The following is a 20,111-nucleotide window of genomic DNA, read 5'->3' as shown; positions in this document are numbered from 1 at the left end:
TCCGCGGCCCCTTCGGTACGTGTCGCGGTTGCGACATGTCCCACCTGTGCCACCGGAATCGAGTGACACGGCATCGCAGGCCACCGGATTCTGGCCACCGTATGAACTTCTCCGCAAGAACTTTCTCCGCAGGGGCTTCCTCCGCAGGGACTTCTCTGTGCGTACGACGGAAGGCACGGCACTGATGAGACGGATCCGCTTGGTGGCGGCGATATCGACAGGACTCGCCCTGGCCGCCGGTGCAGTGACGCCGGTGGCGGCGCGCACGGGTACCGGGGCCACGGCGACCGCGGCGGCTGACGCCCCCGCGCCGAAGAGCCTCGGCACCGTCCGCCTGATCACGGGTGACCGGGTGACGGTGGCCGCCGACGCCGAGGGACGGCAGACCGCCTCGGTGACGCCGGGACCCGGGCGCCGACAGGTCGTCTTCAACACCTTCGAGCAGGACGGCCGCCTGACGGTCCTGCCGTCCGACGCCGGTGACCTCGTCTCGCTGGGCCGGCTGGACCGGAACCTGTTCGACGTGAGCGCCCTCCTGGCCCAGCGCTACGACGAGGCGCACAGTGACGCGCTCCCGCTGATCGTGGCCGGGGCCAACAGCGCGGCGAAGTCCGCCGTACGGCGGCTGACCGGCCTCGCCGAGGACGGCTCCGCGGTCCGCCGCCTCGACAGCATCGGCGCGCGGTCGGTGCGGGTCGCCGAGGACGACCTCGGCCGGTTCTGGAAGGAACTGGCGCCGGACGACGGCCGGGTGAGCACCGCACGGGCCGCCGGCACTCCCCGGGTGTGGCTCGACGGCCGGGTGGGCGCCTCCCTCGACCGCAGCGTTCCGCAGATCGGCGCACCCGAGGTGTGGAAGGCCGGCCAGCGGGGCGAGTCCGTGAAGGTCGCCGTCCTGGACACCGGCGTGGACCCGTCCCATCCGGATCTGGCCGGGCGGATCTCCGAGGCGAAGGACTTCTCCGGCAGTTCGGGGACCGGGGACGCCTTCGGACACGGCACGCATGTCGCGTCCGTCGTCGGCGGCAGCGGGGCCGCGTCCGCCGGCGGCAAGGGAGGCAAGGGCGTGGCGCCGGCCGCGGACCTGATCGTCGGCAAGGTCCTCGGGGACGACGGCTTCGGCAGCGAGTCCCAGGTGATCGCCGGCATGGAGTGGGCGGCGGACTCGGGCGCGAAGGTCGTCAACATGAGCCTGGGCTCGGACAGTCCGAGCGACGGCACGGACCCGATGAGTCTCGCGCTGAACGAACTCACCGAGCGCACGGGCACGTTGTTCGTCGTCGCGGCGGGCAACAGCGGTGAGCAGGGCACGAGCACCATCGGCTCCCCCGGTGCCGCGGACGCCGCCCTCACCGTCGGCGCGGTCGACCGGGACGGCACCCTCGCCCCGTTCTCCAGCCGCGGCCCACGCTCCGGTGACGACGCGGTCAAGCCGGATCTGACGGCCCCGGGCGTCGGTATCGTCGCGGCCCGCGCGGCCGGGACGACGATGGGCGACCCCGTCGACGCGCTCCATGTGGCGGCCTCCGGTACGTCGATGGCGACCCCGCACGTGGCGGGCGCCGCGGCGCTGCTCGCCCAGCGGCATCCCGACTGGAGCGCGGACCGGCTGAAGGACGCACTCGTCAGCACGGCCCGTACGGCCGACGGACAGGAGGTCACCGAGCAGGGCGGCGGACTCGTCGACGTGGCCGCGGCCGCGCTGGGACCGGTCACCGCCACGGGCACCGTCGCGCTGGGCCCGTTCGAGACCGGCGGCGGCGACCCCCGTACGACGCGGCTGCGGTACACGAACACCTCGGACGCCGAGGTCACGCTGGCGCTCTCCGCCCACCTGGCCACCACGGGAGGCCGTACGCCGGCGGACGGCGCGGTACGGCTCGGCTCCGGCTCGGTGCGGGTGCCCGCCGGCGCCGACGCCGAGGTGCCGCTGACGGTCGATCCGGCCCTCGCCCAGCAGGGCGACTACTACGGATACGTCACCGCGGCCTCCGCGGACGGGAAGGCCACCGTGCACACCACGGTGAGCCTGGCCGTGCAGGGGCCCGTACACCGGCTCACCGTCAAGACCGTCGACCTCACGGGCCGGCAGGTCGACACGCTGCCGATCATCTGGGGAGCCGACGGCTTCGTGGGCTACACCGGTTCCGACCCGGCCGTCGCGGAGGTCGAGGAGGGCACCTACCAGGTGAACGAGTCGTTCCTGGACTCGGCCACCGACGGACAGGAACTGCGGCATGTGGTCCTGCCGGAGGTGAAGGTCACCAAGGACATGTCCGTCACGCTCGACGCGCGCAGGACCACCCTGGTCGACATCCGTACGCCCCGGCCCGCCGAGCAGCGCGGCATCCTCAGCTACCAGACGTACCGGAAGATCGACGGGCACAGCCTGACCCAGGGGACGATGTACTTCGACGTCGGCAAGCGGCTGTACGTGAGCCCCACCGCCGCCGTCACCGACGGCACGTTCGAGTTCGCCTCGCGCTGGCAGTACGTGGCGCCGATGCTCGACATGACGGTGCCGGGCGGCAAGGACACGTTCGACCCCTACTACATGCCGGCCTCGCCGCTCTTCGACGAGCGGGGAGCGCGGCTGACCGCGGTCGACGCGGGGGACGCCACGGCGCCCGACTTCAGCCGGGCCCGCGGAAAGCTCGCGGTCCTCACCAACGACCAGGGCGCCAACGAGCGGGAGCTGGCCGAGCAGGCGGCGGCCGCCGGGGTACGCGGCATCGTGGTCGTCTTCTTCAGGGACATCGCGTGGACCCGCTGGCGTCCGGACGGCGACCGCTGGGCCGTGCCGACCGTCCGGGTCGGCGCGAGCGCGGGAGCCGCTCTGCTCCAGCGGATCGGCAGAGCGAGGACCACGGTGAAGTTCACCGGCACCGCGCGCAGCCCGTATCTGTACGACATCATGCAGGTGTCGTCGCAGCGCGTCCCGGACCATGTCGTGCACACGGTGTCCGAGCGCAACAGCGCGGTCGTACGGACCAGGTACGCGGACAACGGCGGCTCCCCGTGGGCCGGTGAGCAGCGCTTCGCCCGGCGGCCCTACCAGGACACCGCCTGGCTGCAGTACACCCGCTTCGCGCCGACCGGCTTCGACCGGACCGAGTACGTGAGTTCCGGTGACACCGCCTGGCAGCACCGGGTGCACCACGAGACCACCTTCGACGCGGACACACCGCTGGCCTTCGGCATGACGGACGCGCCGCGCACCTACCGGGCGGGCGAGCGGACGAGCGACACCTGGCAGGGGGCCGTCGTCCGCCCGTCGATCCCGCGCGGCACGACCACGCCGACCGTGCGCGACGGTGATGTGCTGAACCTGCGGATCCCGGAGTTCACCGACTCGCAGGCAGGTCACCAGTCGCGGCTGAACTCCGGCGGTTCGGCCACCGCCGTGCTGTACCGCGACGGCGCCGAGGTGGCGGAGGCCAAGAGCGGGTGGGCGGATCTCGAAGTCCCGTCCGCGGCGGCCGACTACCGCCTGGACCTCACGACCTCACGCGTGTCGGACGAGTGGGCGTACGGGACCGGCACCGAGACGTCCTGGTCGTTCCGCTCGGGCAGCACCGGCACGGCGACGGCCCTGCCGCTGCTCCAGCTCGACTACGACGTACCGGTCGACGCGTACAACGCCGTCGGCTCCGGGCGCACGCACACCGTCGGGCTGTCGGTCCGCGCCCAGGACGCGCTGTCCGCGCCGCGCGGGGTGAGCGTCCAGGTCGAGGCCTCGTACGACGACGGCGGGAGTTGGAGCCGGGCGAGTGTGAAGGACCGCGGGCACAACGTGTTCGAGGCCGCCGTGAAAAAACCGTCGCGGATACGCGGCGACGCGTACGTGACGCTGAGGGTCACGGCACGCGACGCCGCGGGCGACTCCGTGCGGCAGACCGTGCAGCGGGCCTATCTGCACCACGGATAGCCGCTGCCCGCAGGGCCGGGGGTGAGCGGGTGCGAGGAGCGCCCGCTCACCCTCATGGCCGGTAATCGCCCGTAACACCCGTGCAGTACCGTGTTCGATCAGTGCAGCCGGTCGGTCTCGGGGAGGGGCGCTTTGGCGCTGGAGGCGGCAGGGGTGTCGGAGGCCGAGGAGTCCGTCTACCGGCACCTGGTGACTGCGGGCCGGGCCTCGGCCCGTGACGTCGCCGAACGGACCGGGCTGAGCCCGGTGGAGGCCGAGCGGGTACTCGACGCGCTGGCCGTCAAGGGCATGGCGAGCCACACCGACGTGCTGCCCCGGCACTTCCGGGCCACTCCCCCGGACGTGGCCCTGATGCCCCGGCTGAAGCGCAACGCCGACGCGCTCGACCTGGCCAGGGCCGAGGCCACCAGCCTGCTGCAGGTGTACCGCGACACGATGCGCCGCCGGGACGCCAGCGAGCTGATCGAAGTCATCACGGGCGCCGAGGCGCTGCGTCAGCATCTGCGCCAGATCCAGGCGAGCGCCCAGGACGAGATGCTCTGGTTCTGCAAGGCCCAGTACGTGGCGATGCCGTCGGGCAGCAACAGCTCGGAGTTCGAGGCGCTGGGCCGCGGTGTGCGCTACCGGGTGCTGTACGAGAAGGCCTTCTTCGACGACGAGGGAGCCGTTGACAACGTTGTTTCGGGGGTGCGCGCCGGGGAGGTCGCCCGTGCGGTTCCGCATCTGCCGCTGCGTCTCGCGGTCGCGGACCGCGCCATCGCGGTCTGCCCGCTGGTGCCGGGCGGCCCCCAGGGCAGCCCGGACGAACCCACCGCCGCGCTCGTACGGGACAGCAATCTGCTCGCCGCCCTGATCGCCCTGTTCGAGCGCTACTGGGAGGACGCGGTCCCCCTCGACGTCGACGACTCGGGCGCGGTCGCCGGGACGGACGGGGTCGGCGGGCTCGACCCGCTGTCCGCGGTCGACCGGCGGCTGCTGGCGCTCCTGGTGGCAGGGGTCACCGACAAGGCGGTGGCCACGCAACTGGGCCTGAGCCGCCGCACGGTGCAGCGTCACATCCAGCGCATGATGGAACTCGCCGGCGCGGCGACCCGGATGCAGCTGGCCTGGCAGGCGGCCCGCCGGGGATGGCTGTGACGGACATCGTCCGCACGACCGGTACGGCCGAGCCGGCGGCAGACTCCCGTACGCCACGGTCCGTTCGCTGCTGCCGGGCGAGACGACACGCCCGGCATCCGAGGTACGGTCCGCGAACCGTCGCACCGGGCTGCCTCCACGGCTGGTGCCTCACCCTCTGAGCCGCCGGAGCACAGTCACCGCCGCGCCCGGCAGCCGACCGGGCGTGACGACGCCTCTTCGGCCGCCGTCACGGTCCCGCGGACACGCGGGGACCGCGCGGCGCACCGGACCGCTCGCGCACCCACCCGTACACCACCAGCGAGGACACCGCCGCGAACGCGCACCACGTCGAGACGAACTCCGCCCGCCACAGCACCCAGCAGGTCAGCGCGCCCACGGTCACCAGGACGCACAGGACCCGCAGGATCCTGTCGCCGGAGAGCAGCAGCGAGCCGATCGTGGCCAGCAGATAGCCCGCCACGAGCACCTCCGGATCGGGCAGCGAGACGACATAGCCGACGGTGTGACAGCGGATCTCGGCCGTCACCCCTTGCGTGGCGAGGCGGTAGGAGAGCACGGCCGCCGTGGCGACACCCGCGACGAGCGGGACCAGCAGCCGCCGCAGGGCGCTCGGCGGCGCCACGCACAGCACGCTCACCGGCACCCACACCGCGAGCAGCGGCAGGGCGATCGCCGCCCAGGCCACGGTGGCGGGGCCGGTGCCGCCACCGGCCCTCCAGACCAGGGACTCGACGAGCTGATGGCCGCCCAGGAGCAGGGGCAGAGCGGCCATCGGCAGATCGGCCGCCCTGCGGGTCCGCGCCACGCAGGCCACTCCCACGGCCGCGATACCGCAGCCCGCCACCAGGTCGGCCGTCGCGTTCCAGCACATCGCGCCACCAGGGGTTCGTGTCACGGTTTCCGGGCCTTGCCGTGGTCACGCTACGGCCCGGCCCCCCGGACGGCGCAACGGATACGACCGTTCGGGCCTCGGCGTTTCCTCGCTCGTCCGGTCCTCGGTCATGCGGTCCCGGCTCATCCGGTTCCCGTGGACAGCTGGCTGTAGTAGAAGCTGTGGTCCGAGTTGACGGTCCGGCGGGTGCCTGTGCAGTGCCAGCGTCCGGAGTCCCGCCCACCCCAGCCGAACAGGTAGTCGATCTTGCGGCCGTCGTCGTAGGTCGGCCGGGTGTACGGCGGTCCGCTCTCCCGGGGGCCGCTCGCCTCGTCGGCGTCGCCGCCGTACAGCACGTCCAGTTCGCGCGCGTCGGGCGGCGCGTTCAGGTCGCCCGCGAGGACGACCGGTCCTTCGGCGCCGAGGGTGTGCGTGCCGTCGGGTTTCCAGTCGTCACGGATGAACGCGGTCTGCGCCGCGCGTTCCCCGTCCCTCGTGCCGCCGACGCTCAGATGCGTGCTGCACGCGGTGACGGGCGGGGCCGGCCCGGCCGACTCTCCCTGGTCTCCCCGAGCTCCCGGAACAGGCAGGACGGCACAGATGATGCCCCGCTCCCCGCCCCGGTGGTCCGGGTCGGGCAGCAGAGCCGGCGGCAGGATCCTCAGTGCCGAGTGGAACAGGAGGGTGTTCCCGTACGGCTGGCCGTCGGCGCAGTCCGTGCCGGTGTCGACGAAGGCGCTGCGCAGGCCCAACTCCCGCGCGAACCGCTCCCCCTGGGACCTGCAGACCTCCTGGAGGCCGATGAACAGCCATCGGTCGACGTCACCGCGGGTGAGGTCCCTGACGGCGTCGGCCTCGTCCCTGATCCAGTCTCCGGCGTCGCCCCGGTGGCCGATGTTCCCGTAGATGTTGAACGTGCCGACGTAGTGGCTCCCGGCGGCGTGCGGTGCGGTGTTCGGCACGGCGGCCGGTGCGGCGGACGCCTCGGGCGCGGCGCCGCTCCTCGCGGGGAGTGCCAGCAGGGCGCACAGGAGCACCGTCACGATCGCCCTGGCCGCGCCGCGCCGCGTCGTCAGACCCGCCCGGCGCGTTGTCATGGATTCGACGATACCGGCGAGGACGCCGAACAGGACGGGCCGAAGTGCCGGATGTGACGGAGCCGTTCCGCCACTGTGGGGCGCGTCAGCGGCGCCGGTAGAGCGTGATCGAGTGGCCGACCTCGTCGATCGGTGTGCTGGTGTCGAGCAGGGCGGCCAGCCGCCCGTCGGCCTTCGCCGCCGCCGAGTCGGACACCACGAGCAGTCCGTGCACCTCGCCGAGGGGGGCCTTGAGCGGGTCGGACGCGTCGATGCCGTAGTACGAGGGCACGCCCGCGCCCTTGTGGACGAGCCAGACCCGCTCGCCGGGACGGTGCCGGCGGAGGTGGTCCGCCAGGCGGCCCAGATCCTGGCCCCAGTCGACGTTCGAGTCGTGCAGCCGCAGATGGGTCTTGGCGGGACCGCCGAACGCCTCGTTGGAGTACGGCAGGTAGTACGGGTAGGTCCGCAGCGAGCTGACGGCCACGAAGCAGATCAGCGCCGCCGTCACCCAGCGGGCCCGGTGGACCCGGCGGCCGCGCGCGAGTGTCACCGCGGAGGCGGCGACCGCCAGGAACATCGGCATGAACACGGCGTACCGCACACCGAGGTCCCGGGCTCCGTTCATCGCGACGGCCAGTAGCAGGGCCGCGGGGACGAGTACGTACGGAACGGCCGGGTGCAGCCTGCGGACGGCCAGGAGCGCGACGGCGCCGGCGAGCCACAGCGCGAGCATGCCGAGCGGTGTCTTCACCAGGAGCGCGGCCGGCAGGTAGTACCAGAGCGACCCCTCGTACAGCCGCCCGAAGAGGAAGCCTTCCCAGATGTCGTACTCGAAGCCGAACTGGATGCGCATGCCGTCCCGGTAGGCCTCGGGGAACGGCAGCCAGGCCGCGATCCGGCCGCGCGCCCCGCGGATGTCGGGCACGTTCTCGGGCGCCGTCCAGTGCAGCCGGGGGTCGACGACGAGGTAGGTGGCCCACACGACGGCGACCGCGATCAGCGCCATGCCGACGGCGGCGGCGACCCCGCGGGCGAGGAGACGCAGCGTGGCGCGGACGCCGGGGGCCGGGGCGTCGTCGGACGCCGGGGGCCGGCGGGCGTGCCAGAACGACAGGACGCCCAGCAGCATCAGCAACGGGACGGCCGGCAGCACGCTCATCTTGGTGGCCGTCGCGGCGCCCAGGGCCACGCCGGCGAGCGGGAGGCAGCGGCGGGGCCGTTCTCTGGCCCGCCACAACAGCCATACGGAGGTGAGCAGGAATCCGGCCGCGGGCACGTCGAGTGTGGCCAGGGAGCCGTTCGCGACGAGGTCCGGGGAGAACGCGTACAGGGCGAGTGCCACGAGCCCGCCCGCCGGGCCGGTGAGGTCGCGGGCGAAGGCGAGGACCACCAGCCCGAACAGCAGGGTCAGGACGATCACCGGGAGACGGGCGTACAGCATGAGGCGTCCGGGGTCGTTGCCCGACTCGTACAGCACGTGGCGGCCCAGCGCCGTCTGGCTCCCGACGAAGCCGGAGTCGAGGCGCGCGTCGGTGAACACCAGGCCGGAGGCGATGATCAGCTTGCCCAGGGGCGGGTGTTCGGGGTTGTAACGGAAGCTGTGTTCCTTGAGGTACACCTCGGCCGTGGCCACGTACACCGGTTCGTCGATGGTGGGGGTCTGCTCTACGGCGGTGGTGACCATCGCGAACGCCATCTCCGCGAGGAGAGCGACGACGGCCAGTACGTACAGCCCGCGACGGTGCCGCGCGTGCGGGACGAAGCGCCTGAACCCGCCGGATCGGCCCGGCCGTTCGGCCGTGTCCTTCGGTTCGGGCGGACAGGGGGCCGTGTGCCGGTCACCCTCGGGCCGGGTGATCCGCGGCGCGCTCATGCGCCACAGCCTTTCATCAACTCTCCGCATCTGTGACGTTCTTGGGCCGGATGATCTCCAACTGTTGGGTGATCCGTAACCGTTGTGACGCCTGTGGCCTCTTGGCACGCGGGGGAAAACCGGCGACTCTGAACTGCACATGTCATACAGGGCGTTGGCCCGCTCGGGCCGATGAGGAGGACACTTGTGAACGCCAGACCGGCATCGAAGCGCTTCGGATCACGACGGCTGGGACGGAAATCGCTCGGAGTCCTCGCGGGCGCCGCCGCGCTGGTCCTCGTCTTCCCGGCCACCGCCCTGGCGGCGCCGCCCAGCGCGCTGCCCGCCAACGCCGAGGCGCTGGACGCGACGTTCCAGCCCGCCTACGACTACGACACGGACGGCTGCTACGCCACGTCGGCCATCGGCCCCGACGGGACGGTCAACGGCGGGCTCAACCCGAGCGGCGCCCTGAACGGCCAGTGCCGTGACGCGTCCGACCTGGACAGCGTCAACACCTACTCGCGCTCCAAGTGCAACAACGGCTGGTGCGCGATCGTCTACGGGTCCTACTTCGAGAAGGACCAGGCCGTGGCCGGCAGCGGCCTGGGCGGGCACCGGCACGACTGGGAGCACGTCGTGGTCTGGGTGCAGAACAACGAGGCCCAGTACGTCTCGACGTCCAACCACGGCTCGTTCACGGTCCACAACCGTTCGGCGATCCGCTGGGACGGCACGCACGCGAAGGTCGTCTACCACAAGGACGGGATCAGCACGCACTGCTTCCGCGCGGCGACCGCCGGGGACGAGCCGCCGGAGAACCACAAGGGGACCTGGCAGTACCCGCCGCTGGTCGGCTGGAACGGCTACCCCGCCGGGATACGTGACACTCTGACCTCGTACAACTTCGGCAGCGCAACGCTCGGCATCAAGGACAGCACGTTCAACTCGCACCTGTCCTCGGCGAAGCCGTCGGGGATCGCGTTCGACCCCAACGCCTGATCCCACCGCGCCGAACCCACGGCTCGGGCCGTCCCCTTCGGCCTGTTCACCGGCCCGCTCCTCGGCCAGGCATGGACCTGGCCGCCTCCGCGGCCGCGGGTTCCCGCCCGACCGTCCGGGGCTGTCCGGGGCCGTCCGCAAAGACGGCCCCGGACAGCCCCCGGAGACACCCCCTAGGAAGATCCCGACGGCCCTTCCGACGGCGGCGCCCCGGCCTCGCCGAGAGCGCCGCCGTCGGGAACGCCGCCGTCGGGGCGCCCGGGGCCGTCCGGCGGCACCCCGTCCGCCGGCCGGTCCGGCAGGACCCCCGCGGCGGAACGATTCCGCAGGGCCGCGCCGGCCGACCGCCCCCTCACGACCTCCGCGGTGAACGCCGCCACGTCATGGACGAGCCGTTCGGGCTCCTCCCAGCACAGGGCGTGCCCGGCACCCTCGTACACGACGAGCCGCGCGTCGAGGACCGTGTCGACGATCCGCTCCTGATCGGCGCGCGGCAGGATGCTGTCGGCGTCGCCCCAGAGCACGAGCGTGGGAACGACGATCCCCCTCAGCGTGGCCGCGAGGTCCGTCTCCAGCAGGCCCCGCAGGGTCTCCCGCCACACCCGTGCGGGCACCTTCAGGTTCTCCGTCGCGAGCGTGGCGAGGAGGCCGCGCCCCAGCGGCCGTGCCGTGACGGCGCCGAGCAGTTCCAGGACGAAGTCGCGCGGCACCGGATCGCCGAGCTTGCGGACCTGCTCCGCCAGGGCCTTCGCGCCGGGCTTGTCGGCGAGCGTGGCCGGGACCCCCGCCAGGACGAGGCCCGCCACCCGGTCCGGGTGACTGCCCGCGACCAGCCGCGCGGCCACACCACCGCTCGACGCACCGACCAGCACCGCCCGGCGGATGCCCACGGCGTCGAGGAACTCCACCAGGTCGTCGGCGAAGTCCTGCGGCTCATAGCCGTCCGGGGGCCGCCCGGCGTCGCCGTGGCCCCGCTGGGTGGGGGCGTACCCGTGCAGCGCGGCGGGGAGCTGCCTGAGCAGTGACTCGAACATCCACCAGGAGTCCGCGAGCCCGTGCACGAAGACGACGGGAACGCCCTCCGCGCGGCCCGCCTCCGCGTACGGGAGGACGAGCCCGCTCCTCAGCTGGGCGGCCTTCACCGCGATCGTGCTCACGGCGGCCCTCCTGACCTCGGCCGGCCGGCCCCTCGCACGCGGAACCGCCGGGCGACAGCGACAGCGACACCGCCCCGTGGCGGCACGGGCCTCCGGCGACGGCAAGGGCCTCCGGACGGCGCGAACCAGTGGGCGGCGCGACGATCTCCTTCATCGTAATGAGGGGCACGGCGGACCGCCCGTCCACACCCGCACGCACCCGTACCCCGTCCCCTCCCCCACCCGTCACAGGAGAAACCGCTTGCAGCGCGACGGGCCGAAGTGGCTCGGTGACGCTCTGAAAGACATTCAGGTCAGGACGATCGTCCGTTCGTGACACAACACACGCCTCGGTGGGCTAGATTTCGAACGCCCTCGATTCCGGACTCCATCGGAGGGGCGCTCTGAGGAGATTCTGGAGCGGCACATGCACCCCCTTGAAATATCCAGACAGGCCCCGCCCCTGATGCAGGGAGGGCTCGCCGACAGCCTCTTCGAGACGGCGGAACGCGACCCCCTCCTCCAGCAGCTGGCACGCCGCTCCGACACCTCTCCCACCACCTGGTCGCCGGTGACCGCGATCGAGCTGCGGGACGAGGTGGTCGACGTCGCACGGGGCTTCATCGCGGCCGGGATCTTCCCGGGCCACCGCGTGGCCGTCATGTCACGCACCCGCTACGAGTGGACCGTGCTCAGCTACGCGCTGTGGACGGTGGGCGCCGAGATCGTCCCGATCCACCCGACCTCCTCGCACGAACAGGTCGCGTGGATCCTCCAGGACGCGAGCTGCGTCGCCGTGGTGGTGGAGGACGAGCAGGGCATCATGACGGTCGGCTCGGTGTGCGCCGCGCTGCCCGCCCTGCGGCACGTCTGGCAGCTCGACGCCGGGGCCCTGACGGACCTGACCGAGTCGGGCCGGGACGTCCCGGTCACCACCGTCGAGTCCATGCGCCGGATCGTGCTGCCCGACTCGACCGCGGTGATCGCCTACACCTCCGGCACCACGGGACGCCCCAGGGGCTGCGCGCTGAGCCACAGCAGCCTGGGAAGCCCCTGCGACACCCTGCTGGCCGGATGGGGACACACCGCGGCGCCTCCCGGACAGCAGCCGGCCGTGCTGGCCGTCCTGCCCTTCTCCCACGTCTACGGCCTCATGATCCAGGGGCTGTGCATGCGCGGCGGCATGCTCATGGGCCACGAACCCGACCTGCGCGCGGAGACACTCACCGACGCCCTGTCGTCGTTCCGGCCCACCTTTCTCCACGCCGTCCCGTCCGTGTTCGAGAAGCTCTACAAGAATTTCCTCCGCAACGCCGAACAGACGGGCCGCGGCGCCCTGTTCGAGCGTGCCGTGCGCACCGCGCAGGACTTCGCCGCGGCCACCGAACGGCACCGGCTCGGAGCCGGCCAGGGCCCCGGCCTCGATCTGCGGCTGCAGCACGCCCTCTACGACAAGACGGTGTACCGCAAACTGCGCGCGGCACTGGGCGGACGCGTGCGCGGCGCCGTGTCGGGAGGCTCGCCCCTCAACCGTGAACTGGCCCTCTTCTACGCGGGGATCGGCATCCCCGTCCACGACGGATACGGGCTCACGGAGACGAGCGGCGGCATCACGGCCCAGCCGGTCGGCCGGGAGAAGCTGGGCACCGTCGGACAGGCGCTGCCCGACACGGAGATCCAGCTGGCCGACGACGGGGAGATCCTCGTCCGGGGCCCCTCGGTCTTCCAGGGGTACGTCAACGACGAGGAGGGCAACCAGGCCGCGTTCCGCAACGGCTGGCTGGCCACCGGCGACCTCGGCCGGCTCGACACCGAGGGCTATCTGAGCATCACCGGGCGCAAGAAGGACATCGTCGTCACGAACGGCGGCAGGAGTGTCGCCCCCGCCGCCCTCGAAGAGCGCCTGCGGGTCCATCCGCTGATCCACCAGGCGGTGATCGTGGGTGACGACCGGCCCTGTGTGGGGGCCCTGATCACCCTCGACCCCGAGTACCTCGCGCACTGGCGCTCGGTCCACACCCTGTCGGGCGAGACGCACGACCGCGAACTGCGCGAGGAGAACGCCCTGCGGGAAGAGATCAACCGCGTGGTGGGCGCGGCCAACTCCACCGTGTCGCACCTGGAGTCCATCCGCGTCTACCGGGTACTGCCCGAGCCGTTCGACGTGGCCAACGGGCTGCTCACCCCGTCGATGAAGCTGCGCAGGGACGCCATCGGGCAGCGGTACGCCGCCGAGATCGACGCGATGTACCAGTCCTCGCGCGCCCCCCGGAGCCTGGCACCCGCCGATCCCTACAACTGGGACGAGACGGACAACGTCTTCGGGTGAGGGGTCCGCCCTCCACCGGGCGGGCTTTCGGCGGGGTTCCAGCCGCCGGGTCCCGCCGCGAGGCCGGTTCGGATTCGGCCACGAACGCGACCCCGGACCCGACCACCGTCCCGGGTCCGGTCCCGCTTGCGAGTCCGATTCCGGTCCCGCCTCCGGTCCCACTTCCGGGTCCGATTCCGGGATCTCTCGGGCGTCCCGGCCGGCCACGCGCCCCAGGTATCTGCCGGACCCTCAGAAATTTCTGTCGTGCGCGCTCCTTGACGCCTCTTGATCGAGCGACTTACTTTCGCAGCGATTAAAACGATTCAATCCCCCGGACCCCGCAAGGGTCCTCTTTGTGCTGCGCTCCGAAAGTGGACAGGAACCATGAACGACCTCACCGCAGTTCACCGGACGGGTGTCCCGCGCCGAACCCTCCTCGCCGCGGCGGCCGTGACGGCCGCCGCGGGCGCCGTCGACTGGGCGACGCCCGGCCGCGCCTCGGCCACCGCCACGAGTGTCACGGCGGGTGCGCACGGCGCCGCGCTGCCCTTCGCCGAGCCGGGCCGGGCGGTGCGCCCGAAGTTCCGCTGGTGGTGGCCCGACGGGCTGGTACAGCCCGACGAGATCAGACGGGAGATCGACCAGATCGCCGACGCGGGGTTCGGCGGCGCCGAGATAGCCGCCGTCCACCACAGCGTCAGCGACACCTCGGCCCTCGACACGGCCCGCCACGGCTGGGGAACCGCCGCCTGGGTCGCGGGAGTCGAGGCCGCACTGAGCCAGGCCGCGCGACGCGGTCTCACCGTCGACCTCACCGTCGGCCCCAGCTGGCCGGCCGCCGTCCCGGGCATCACCCCCGACAGCACCGCCGCCGTCAAGGAACTCGCCCACGGAGCGGCCACCGTGGCCCCCGGCGCCGCCTACACGGGCCCCGTCCCCGAGCCCGTACACGAGCCGGCGTCCGGCGTGACCGAGCGGCAGCTGCTCCTGGTCCAGGCCGCCCGGGTGAACACCGCGAACTCCACCCGCAAGGAGACCGGCCTCGACCTGGACTCCGTACGCGACCTCACCTCCGACGTCACCGACGGCGCCCTGGACTGGACCGCGCCCGACGACGGCACCTGGGTCGTGATCGCCCACTGGGTGCGCGGCTCCGGCCAGACTCCGGAGGCCGGACCGCACACCGACCCGCCCGCCTACGTCGTCGACCACTTCAGCGCGGCCGGGACCCGCGCGGTGACGGACTTCTGGGAGGCGCACATCCTCACACCGGCCGTCCGCCGGCTGCTGAAGGTCTCCGGCGGGGCGCTCTTCGAGGACTCCATCGAGCTGGAGACCGACGGACTCCAGTGGACACCCGGCCTGCCCGACGCGTTCCGCGAGCACACCGGCCGCTCCCTGCTGCCGCTGCTGCCCGCCCTGGTCCTCGACAACAGCAACCAGGTGTACGCCTTCGAGGCGGCCGTCACCCGCCAGATCCGCCACGACTTCTGGGAGACGGTCTCCACCCTCTTCAACCGGCACCACGTGACGGCGCTGCGCACCTGGGCCCATTCCCTCGGTCTCCAACTGCGCTCCCAGCCCTACGGGTCGCAGACCGACGCCATCGCCTCGGCCGCGATCCTCGACATCCCCGAGGGCGAGTCGCTGGGCTTCAAGAACCTCGACGACTACCGCTGCCTGGCGGGCGGCCGTGACATGGCCGGGCACACGGTGCTCTCCTGCGAGGCAGGCGCGTACGCGGGCGGCGCCTACAGCACCACCTGGCAGAAGTTCCTGCGCACCATGGGCGGCGCCTACGCCGCCGGAGTCAACCAGACCGTCGTCCACGGCTTCTCCTACGCCGAGTTCCCCGGGGTCGCCTGGCCGGGATACGCGGCCTTCACCCCGTACAAGGGCGTGGCCGGCTACGGCGAGTCCTGGGGTCCCCGGCATCCCACCTGGAAGCACGTCCCGGACGTCTCCGGCTACCTGGGCCGGGTCCACCAGGTGTTGCAGAGCGGTCTGGCCAAGGCGGACGTGGCCGTGTTCCGGCAGACCGGCTACACCGCCACCGGTATCGGCGCCTCCTGGTTCACCGCCACGGGCATCACGCTCGGCTGGACCCATCAGTTCCTCAGCGGCCCGCTGCTCGACCTGCCCTCGGCCACCGTGCGCCGGGGCCGGCTCGCGCCCGACGGGCCCGCCTACAAGGCCCTGTTCGTCGAGGGCGACTTCTTCTACGGCTCCACGGTGACCCTCGCCCTGCGGGACGCGCGCGCCCTGCTGCGGTTCACCCGTGCCGGACTGCCGATCGTCCTGCTGGGCGCCTGGGACACGGTGGTGCCGCCGGGCGTCCCTGACACCGGGGAGAGCGCCGAACTGCTGTCCGTCGTCAAGGAGTTGCTGGCACAGCCATTGGTCCGCACGGTCTCCGACAAGACCGCGGTCGGTGACGCGCTCACCGCGCTCGGGGTGCGGCCCGACGTCGGGTACGCGACCGCCTCGACCCTCCTCAACGCCCACCGGGTGGACGACGGCGTCGACTACTACTACCTGTGCAACGGCAAGCACGCCGAGACGGTGAAGCCGCCGGTCGCCGCCGTCGACCACGAGGTCACCCTGCGCCGCACCACGGCCAAGGGGGTGCCCTACCTGCTGGACCCCTGGACCGGGAAGGCCGAGCGGCTCGCCCGCTACACCGAGGACGGCGACTCGGTCACCCTGCGGGTCGCCCTCGAACCCGCTGAGACCCTCATCGTGGCGATCGGCAGGCCGGGCCTCTTCGGCGACCGCAACGGCGCCCGCCCGCACGCCGTCGACAGCGAGGCAGCCGAGGTGCGCTTCACGGAGGCGGGCCTCACCCTCCGGGCCACGGCCGCGGGAACGTACCGGACCGTGCTCTCCCAGGGCCGCGCCGTCAGCGCCACGCTCAAGGACGTCCCGGAGCCGACGGAGCTGACCTCGTGGCGCCTGCGCGTCCAGGACTGGCGGCCCGGCGCCTCGGCCACCAGGACCACGGTCGTCACTCACGATCTGACGCTGGACGCGCTGGTCCCCTGGTCGCAGATCCCCGAGCTCGCCGACGTCTCGGGCATCGGCCGCTACCGCACCACGGTCACCCTCGGCCGCGGCTGGACCGGCGGGCACGGCGCACGTCTGGAGCTGGGCGCGGTCACGGACACCTGCCGGGTCACGGTCAACGGCCACCGGCTCGACCCGGTCGACCAGATCCGTCCGGTGGTGGACCTGGGCGGTCTGCTCGAACGCGGCGACAACGTCATCGAGGTCGAGGTGGCCACCCCGCTCGCCAACCGGCTGCGGATCAGCGACCCCGGCGTGTACGGCGGCCTGACCCGGGCGGCGTACGGACTGCTGGGGCCGGTCCGGCTGGTTCCCTACGGCGAGGCCCGGATCGGCTGACCCGGCACCGTTCGGCCCAACCGCACGTCACGCATCGGCCGAACAGCACCCGTCTCCCCGCCCTCGCGGCACGCGTCGCCCGGACACCTCACCGGGCGGCGGTGCCCGTGCGGTACCGGCGGGGCGACGCCGCCGGCCCGCGGCCGCCGAAGCGGTCGCGGGCCGGCTGTGCGGTCCTCCCCGGATCCCGTGGGGCGCGGATCCCGTCCTACGTGCCGTCGCGGGGACAGGGCTTCCCGTCGTACGCGGGACTCACCGGACCATGACGTCGATCGGCCGGCGCACCAGGGCCCTGAGCACGTCCTCGCCCTGGCCCCGGTCCTGGTCCTCGCCCTCCGGCGGTTCGCCGGAGGGGGTCCCGAGCGTCGCCTCCACGAGCGGATCCTCACGCACCGGACCCGCCAGGGCCGGTACGGGCAACGCACGAGGCATCCGCCGGGCTTCCCGCAGGCTGGGCTCGGGGGCGGACGGGACGAGCGGGGCGCGTTCCATGGCGCGGACCCGGCGGGAGAACCAGACGATTCTTCCGCCGCTGCCCGTGGCACAGCACCCCCAGCCGTCGCTCAGTGCGGCGATGTGGGCCAGACAGCCCCACGTGGCGGATTCGGGGTGGGACTCCCCGTCGATGTCCGCGACCGCAGTGATCAGGTGCTGACCGTTCCACCACATTTCGAGCGTGGTGTTCTTGTCCGTCGCGTGTTCCGCGATCGTGCGCAGGAGTTTCTCGGCGCAGCGGCAGACGGGCTCGACCAGGTTCTCCAGGTTCCAGTACCGCAGATGGGCGGCCAGAATGCGCCTGACCTGATGGACGCGCTCCGGGCTGACTTCCACGTCGAGGTGGTAGTAGCAGGGCACTACGGTCTTCATCGTCGTTGGCTCCTCACCGGCGAAGCTCTCGCTCCTCCTCGCCCCGGCGGGCCGAGCTCTGAATACAGAGCGTGAGCAGTGATCGCTTCTGAGTCATTCCCAGAGTGGGAGCGGTACTCCATTCGTGCAACCCGAGAAACGACCAAATGTCGTTGAAGCGACAACAGGACGTCGAGTGGCACCGCGTGCACCATGAGTGAAGGTGTCGGCCGCGTAGTCGGCCGATGCCTCTGCGTGCACGGCCATCACGCACATCCGGGCGAACCGTGCGCATCCGAGGGAGTGGAAGGTGACCAGTGTGATGCTGCTGCCTGCCAAGGACGAGGTCGCGAGGTATCTGAAGCTGTACCGGGCCTGGGAACGCATGATGCTCGCGGCCCCCGCCGACCGTGCCGCGCGGGGCAATTTCGAGGACACGGGCTACACGCTCTGTGTCCTCATGGGCAAGCGCTGCGCGCGGGAAGCCGTGCACGCCGCCGAGCGCTACCTGTCGGCCGGTTCGGCCCGTCGCCGCGAACGGGCCAGGCACAGCTCCCCGGTGGGCGCGCTTCCGGGGCGCCCCGACGGCGGACTCGCGGCGAGCCCCGCGACCTGACTGCGCCTGTCAGGACAGCCACCGGAACGACGACGGAGGTGAATTGCATGACCGAGAACCCGAAGGCGACGGCGGCGGCGATCAGCACGCGCAGCTGCGTGCCCCTTGCCGGCCGCATGTCCGTCGTCCCGATCGGCCGAGTCCCCGTCGTCGATGTCCGGCCGGCCGTCGACCGCGGCAGCCGCCCGGCGAAGGCGGTGGTGGGTGAGACCTTCCAGGTCACCGCCACCCTGTTCGGCGAGGGCCACGACGCGGTCGCCGCGAACGTCGTGCTGTGCGACCCCGAGGGCCGCACCGGCCCCTGGACCCCGCTGCGCGAAATCGCCCCCGGCACCGACCGCTGGGGCGCCGATGTCACGCCCACGGCGGTGGGCGAGTGGACCTACTGGGTGGAGGCGTGGTCGGACCCCGTGTCCACCTGGCGCCGGTCCGCCCGTATCAAGATCCCCGCAGGCATCGACGTGGGCCTGGTCCTGGAGGAGGGCGCCGAGTTGTACGAACGGGCCGCCTCCGCGGTGCCACGCGGGGCGGGGCGAGCGGCGGTACTGGCCGCCGCGGACGCCCTGCGTGACGATGTCCGGCCCCTGTCGGCCCGGCTCGCCGCCGCCCTGGCTCCGGACGTGGACACCGCGCTCGCCGAGCATCCCTTGAGGGAACGGGTCTCCCGTTCGGCCCCGCTCCCCCTGCTGGTGGAGCGGGAGCGGGCGCTGTTCGGGTCCTGGTACGAGTTCTTCCCGCGCTCGGAGGGCGCGGTGGTCGAGCCCGGCGAGGCGCCGGTCAGCGGCACCTTCAGGACCGCGGCGAAGCGGCTGCCCGCGATCGCCGCGATGGGCTTCGACGTGGTGTACCTGCCCCCGATCCACCCCATCGGCACGACCTTCCGCAAGGGCCCCGACAACAGTCTGTCGGCCAGTCGCGACGACGTCGGGGTGCCGTGGGCGATCGGTTCCCCCGAGGGCGGGCACGACGCGGTCCACCCGGACCTCGGCACGATCGACGACTTCGACGCGTTCGTCCGTACGGCGACCGGGCTGGGGCTCGAAGTCGCCCTGGACTTCGCCCTCCAGTGCTCGCCCGACCACCCGTGGGTGGAGAAGCACCCGGAGTGGTTCCGGCACCGGGCGGACGGCACGATCGCGTACGCGGAGAACCCGCCGAAGAAGTACCAGGACATCTATCCGATCGCCTTCGACGAGGACATGGCCGGGCTGGTCGAGGAGACGCTCGGCGTCCTGCGGTTCTGGATGGGCCACGGGGTACGGGTCTTCCGCGTCGACAATCCCCATACGAAGCCGGTCGTGTTCTGGGAACGGGTCATCGCGGACATCAACCGCGCCGACCCCGATGTGATCTTCCTGGCCGAGGCGTTCACCCGCCCGGAGATCATGCACGCTCTGGCCCGTGTCGGTTTCCAGCAGTCGTACACCTATTTCACCTGGCGCAACACCAAGCAGGAGCTGACCGAATACCTCACCGAACTCTCCGGCGACTCCGCCGCCTACATGCGGCCGAACTTCTTCGTCAACACGCCCGACATCCTCCCCGAGTTCCTCCAGCACGGGGGCCGCCCCGCATTCGAGATCCGGGCCGTTCTGGCGGCGACGCTCTCGCCCGCCTGGGGGGTGTACGCCGGATACGAACTGTGCGAGAACACCGCGGTCCGAGCGGGTACCGAGGACTATCTCGACTCGGAGAAATACCAGCTCCGGCCACGCGACTGGGAAGCCGCCGAACGTGCGGGACTCTCCATAGCACCGCTCATCACCCGACTGAACGGGATCCGGCGGGAGCACACCGCGCTGCGCCGGCTCAGGAACATCCACTTCCACGAGGCCGACAACGACGCCGTGATCGCGTACAGCAAACGCGACGGCTCGGACACGGTTCTGGTGGTCGTGAACCTCGACCCCCACCACACCCAGGAAGCC

11 protein-coding genes and 1 pseudogene are annotated in these 20,111 nt (G+C 72.1%); 7 read left to right on the top strand and 5 right to left on the bottom strand.

Features of this window, described 5'->3' with window-relative positions; translation table 11 throughout:
* Positions 1 to 184: 184 nt before the first annotated feature.
* Together ACLVWQ_RS35885 and ACLVWQ_RS35880 are read left to right on the top strand one after the other, a co-directional pair.
* The gene (locus ACLVWQ_RS35885) at positions 185 to 3,928 is read left to right on the top strand and encodes a S8 family serine peptidase (RefSeq protein ID WP_414113452.1); all 3,744 of its coding nucleotides are present in this window, start codon (positions 185 to 187) and stop codon (positions 3,926 to 3,928) included.
* A 132-nt stretch (positions 3,929 to 4,060) separates the two neighbouring features.
* Positions 4,061 to 5,065, top strand: coding sequence for a helix-turn-helix domain-containing protein (locus ACLVWQ_RS35880; protein WP_414113451.1), 1,005 nt, complete (start codon positions 4,061 to 4,063; stop codon positions 5,063 to 5,065).
* Between the two features lie 229 nt (positions 5,066 to 5,294).
* Here ACLVWQ_RS35880 and ACLVWQ_RS35875 read toward each other — a convergent pair whose 3' ends face one another.
* From ACLVWQ_RS35875 to ACLVWQ_RS35865, 3 genes are all read right to left on the bottom strand, one after another.
* Positions 5,295 to 5,939 carry a DUF6629 family protein gene (locus ACLVWQ_RS35875; protein ID WP_414113685.1) on the bottom strand — a complete coding sequence of 215 codons (645 nt, stop codon included), beginning with the start codon at positions 5,937 to 5,939 and terminating at the stop codon, positions 5,295 to 5,297.
* 143 nt (positions 5,940 to 6,082) lie between these two features.
* A complete protein-coding gene (locus tag ACLVWQ_RS35870) occupies positions 6,083 to 7,036 on the bottom strand; it encodes an endonuclease/exonuclease/phosphatase family protein (protein WP_414113450.1) in 954 nt (317 codons plus the stop codon).
* Between the two features lie 85 nt (positions 7,037 to 7,121).
* Positions 7,122 to 8,891, bottom strand: a complete 1,770-nt coding sequence (locus ACLVWQ_RS35865; protein WP_414113449.1) for a glycosyltransferase family 39 protein — start codon at positions 8,889 to 8,891, stop codon at positions 7,122 to 7,124.
* 171 nt (positions 8,892 to 9,062) lie between these two features.
* On the opposite strand from ACLVWQ_RS35865, the gene ACLVWQ_RS35860 reads away from it, so the two are divergent.
* A complete protein-coding gene (locus ACLVWQ_RS35860) occupies positions 9,063 to 9,872 on the top strand; it encodes an NPP1 family protein (RefSeq protein WP_414113448.1) in 810 nt (269 codons plus the stop codon).
* Between the two features lie 173 nt (positions 9,873 to 10,045).
* Here ACLVWQ_RS35860 and ACLVWQ_RS35855 read toward each other — a convergent pair whose 3' ends face one another.
* Positions 10,046 to 11,029: an alpha/beta fold hydrolase gene (locus ACLVWQ_RS35855; RefSeq protein WP_414113447.1), complete on the bottom strand. Its 984-nt coding sequence runs from the start codon at positions 11,027 to 11,029 to the stop codon at positions 10,046 to 10,048.
* Positions 11,030 to 11,435: 406 nt separating this feature from the next.
* On the opposite strand from ACLVWQ_RS35855, the gene ACLVWQ_RS35850 reads away from it, so the two are divergent.
* Together ACLVWQ_RS35850 and ACLVWQ_RS35845 are read left to right on the top strand one after the other, a co-directional pair.
* On the top strand, positions 11,436 to 13,337 hold the full coding sequence (locus ACLVWQ_RS35850; RefSeq protein WP_414113446.1) for an AMP-dependent synthetase/ligase: 1,902 nt from the start codon (positions 11,436 to 11,438) through the stop codon (positions 13,335 to 13,337).
* 366 nt (positions 13,338 to 13,703) lie between these two features.
* The gene (locus ACLVWQ_RS35845) at positions 13,704 to 16,721 is read left to right on the top strand and encodes a glycosyl hydrolase (protein WP_414113445.1); all 3,018 of its coding nucleotides are present in this window, start codon (positions 13,704 to 13,706) and stop codon (positions 16,719 to 16,721) included.
* Between the two features lie 393 nt (positions 16,722 to 17,114).
* On the opposite strand, the pseudogene ACLVWQ_RS35840 reads toward ACLVWQ_RS35845, so the two are convergent.
* Positions 17,115 to 17,588, bottom strand: a pseudogene (locus ACLVWQ_RS35840) (pep a2); the annotation flags it as partial.
* A gap of 301 nt (positions 17,589 to 17,889) precedes the next feature.
* On the opposite strand from ACLVWQ_RS35840, the gene ACLVWQ_RS35835 reads away from it, so the two are divergent.
* Together ACLVWQ_RS35835 and ACLVWQ_RS35830 are read left to right on the top strand one after the other, a co-directional pair.
* Entirely contained in the window at positions 17,890 to 18,183 is a 294-nt protein-coding gene (locus tag ACLVWQ_RS35835; protein ID WP_414113684.1) for a DUF5133 domain-containing protein, read from the top strand.
* A 116-nt stretch (positions 18,184 to 18,299) separates the two neighbouring features.
* A partial coding sequence (locus ACLVWQ_RS35830) for an alpha-1,4-glucan--maltose-1-phosphate maltosyltransferase (protein WP_414113683.1) occupies positions 18,300 to 20,111 on the top strand: 1,812 nt, incomplete at its 3' end.

The sequence above is a fragment of the Streptomyces sp. CWNU-52B genome (genome assembly GCF_047444975.1).
Classification (GTDB): Bacteria; Actinomycetota; Actinomycetes; order Streptomycetales; family Streptomycetaceae; genus Streptomyces.
The sequence above is the reverse complement of the archived record's forward strand: the minus strand, read 5'-3'. Positions and strand labels throughout refer to the sequence as shown.

Excerpts from the sequence above, each read along its gene's own strand:
- ACLVWQ_RS35885 (WP_414113452.1), top strand. The coding sequence starts at position 185 with ATGAGACGGATCCGCTTGGTGGCGGCGATATCGACAGGACTCGCCCTG.
- ACLVWQ_RS35875 (WP_414113685.1), bottom strand. The coding sequence starts at position 5,939 with ATGTGCTGGAACGCGACGGCCGACCTGGTGGCGGGCTGCGGTATCGCG.
- ACLVWQ_RS35870 (WP_414113450.1), bottom strand. The coding sequence starts at position 7,036 with ATGACAACGCGCCGGGCGGGTCTGACGACGCGGCGCGGCGCGGCCAGG.
- ACLVWQ_RS35865 (WP_414113449.1), bottom strand. The coding sequence starts at position 8,891 with ATGAGCGCGCCGCGGATCACCCGGCCCGAGGGTGACCGGCACACGGCC.
- ACLVWQ_RS35860 (WP_414113448.1), top strand. The coding sequence starts at position 9,063 with ATGAGGAGGACACTTGTGAACGCCAGACCGGCATCGAAGCGCTTCGGA.
- ACLVWQ_RS35850 (WP_414113446.1), top strand. The coding sequence starts at position 11,436 with ATGCACCCCCTTGAAATATCCAGACAGGCCCCGCCCCTGATGCAGGGA.
- ACLVWQ_RS35845 (WP_414113445.1), top strand. The coding sequence starts at position 13,704 with ATGAACGACCTCACCGCAGTTCACCGGACGGGTGTCCCGCGCCGAACC.
- ACLVWQ_RS35835 (WP_414113684.1), top strand. The coding sequence starts at position 17,890 with ATGCTGCTGCCTGCCAAGGACGAGGTCGCGAGGTATCTGAAGCTGTAC.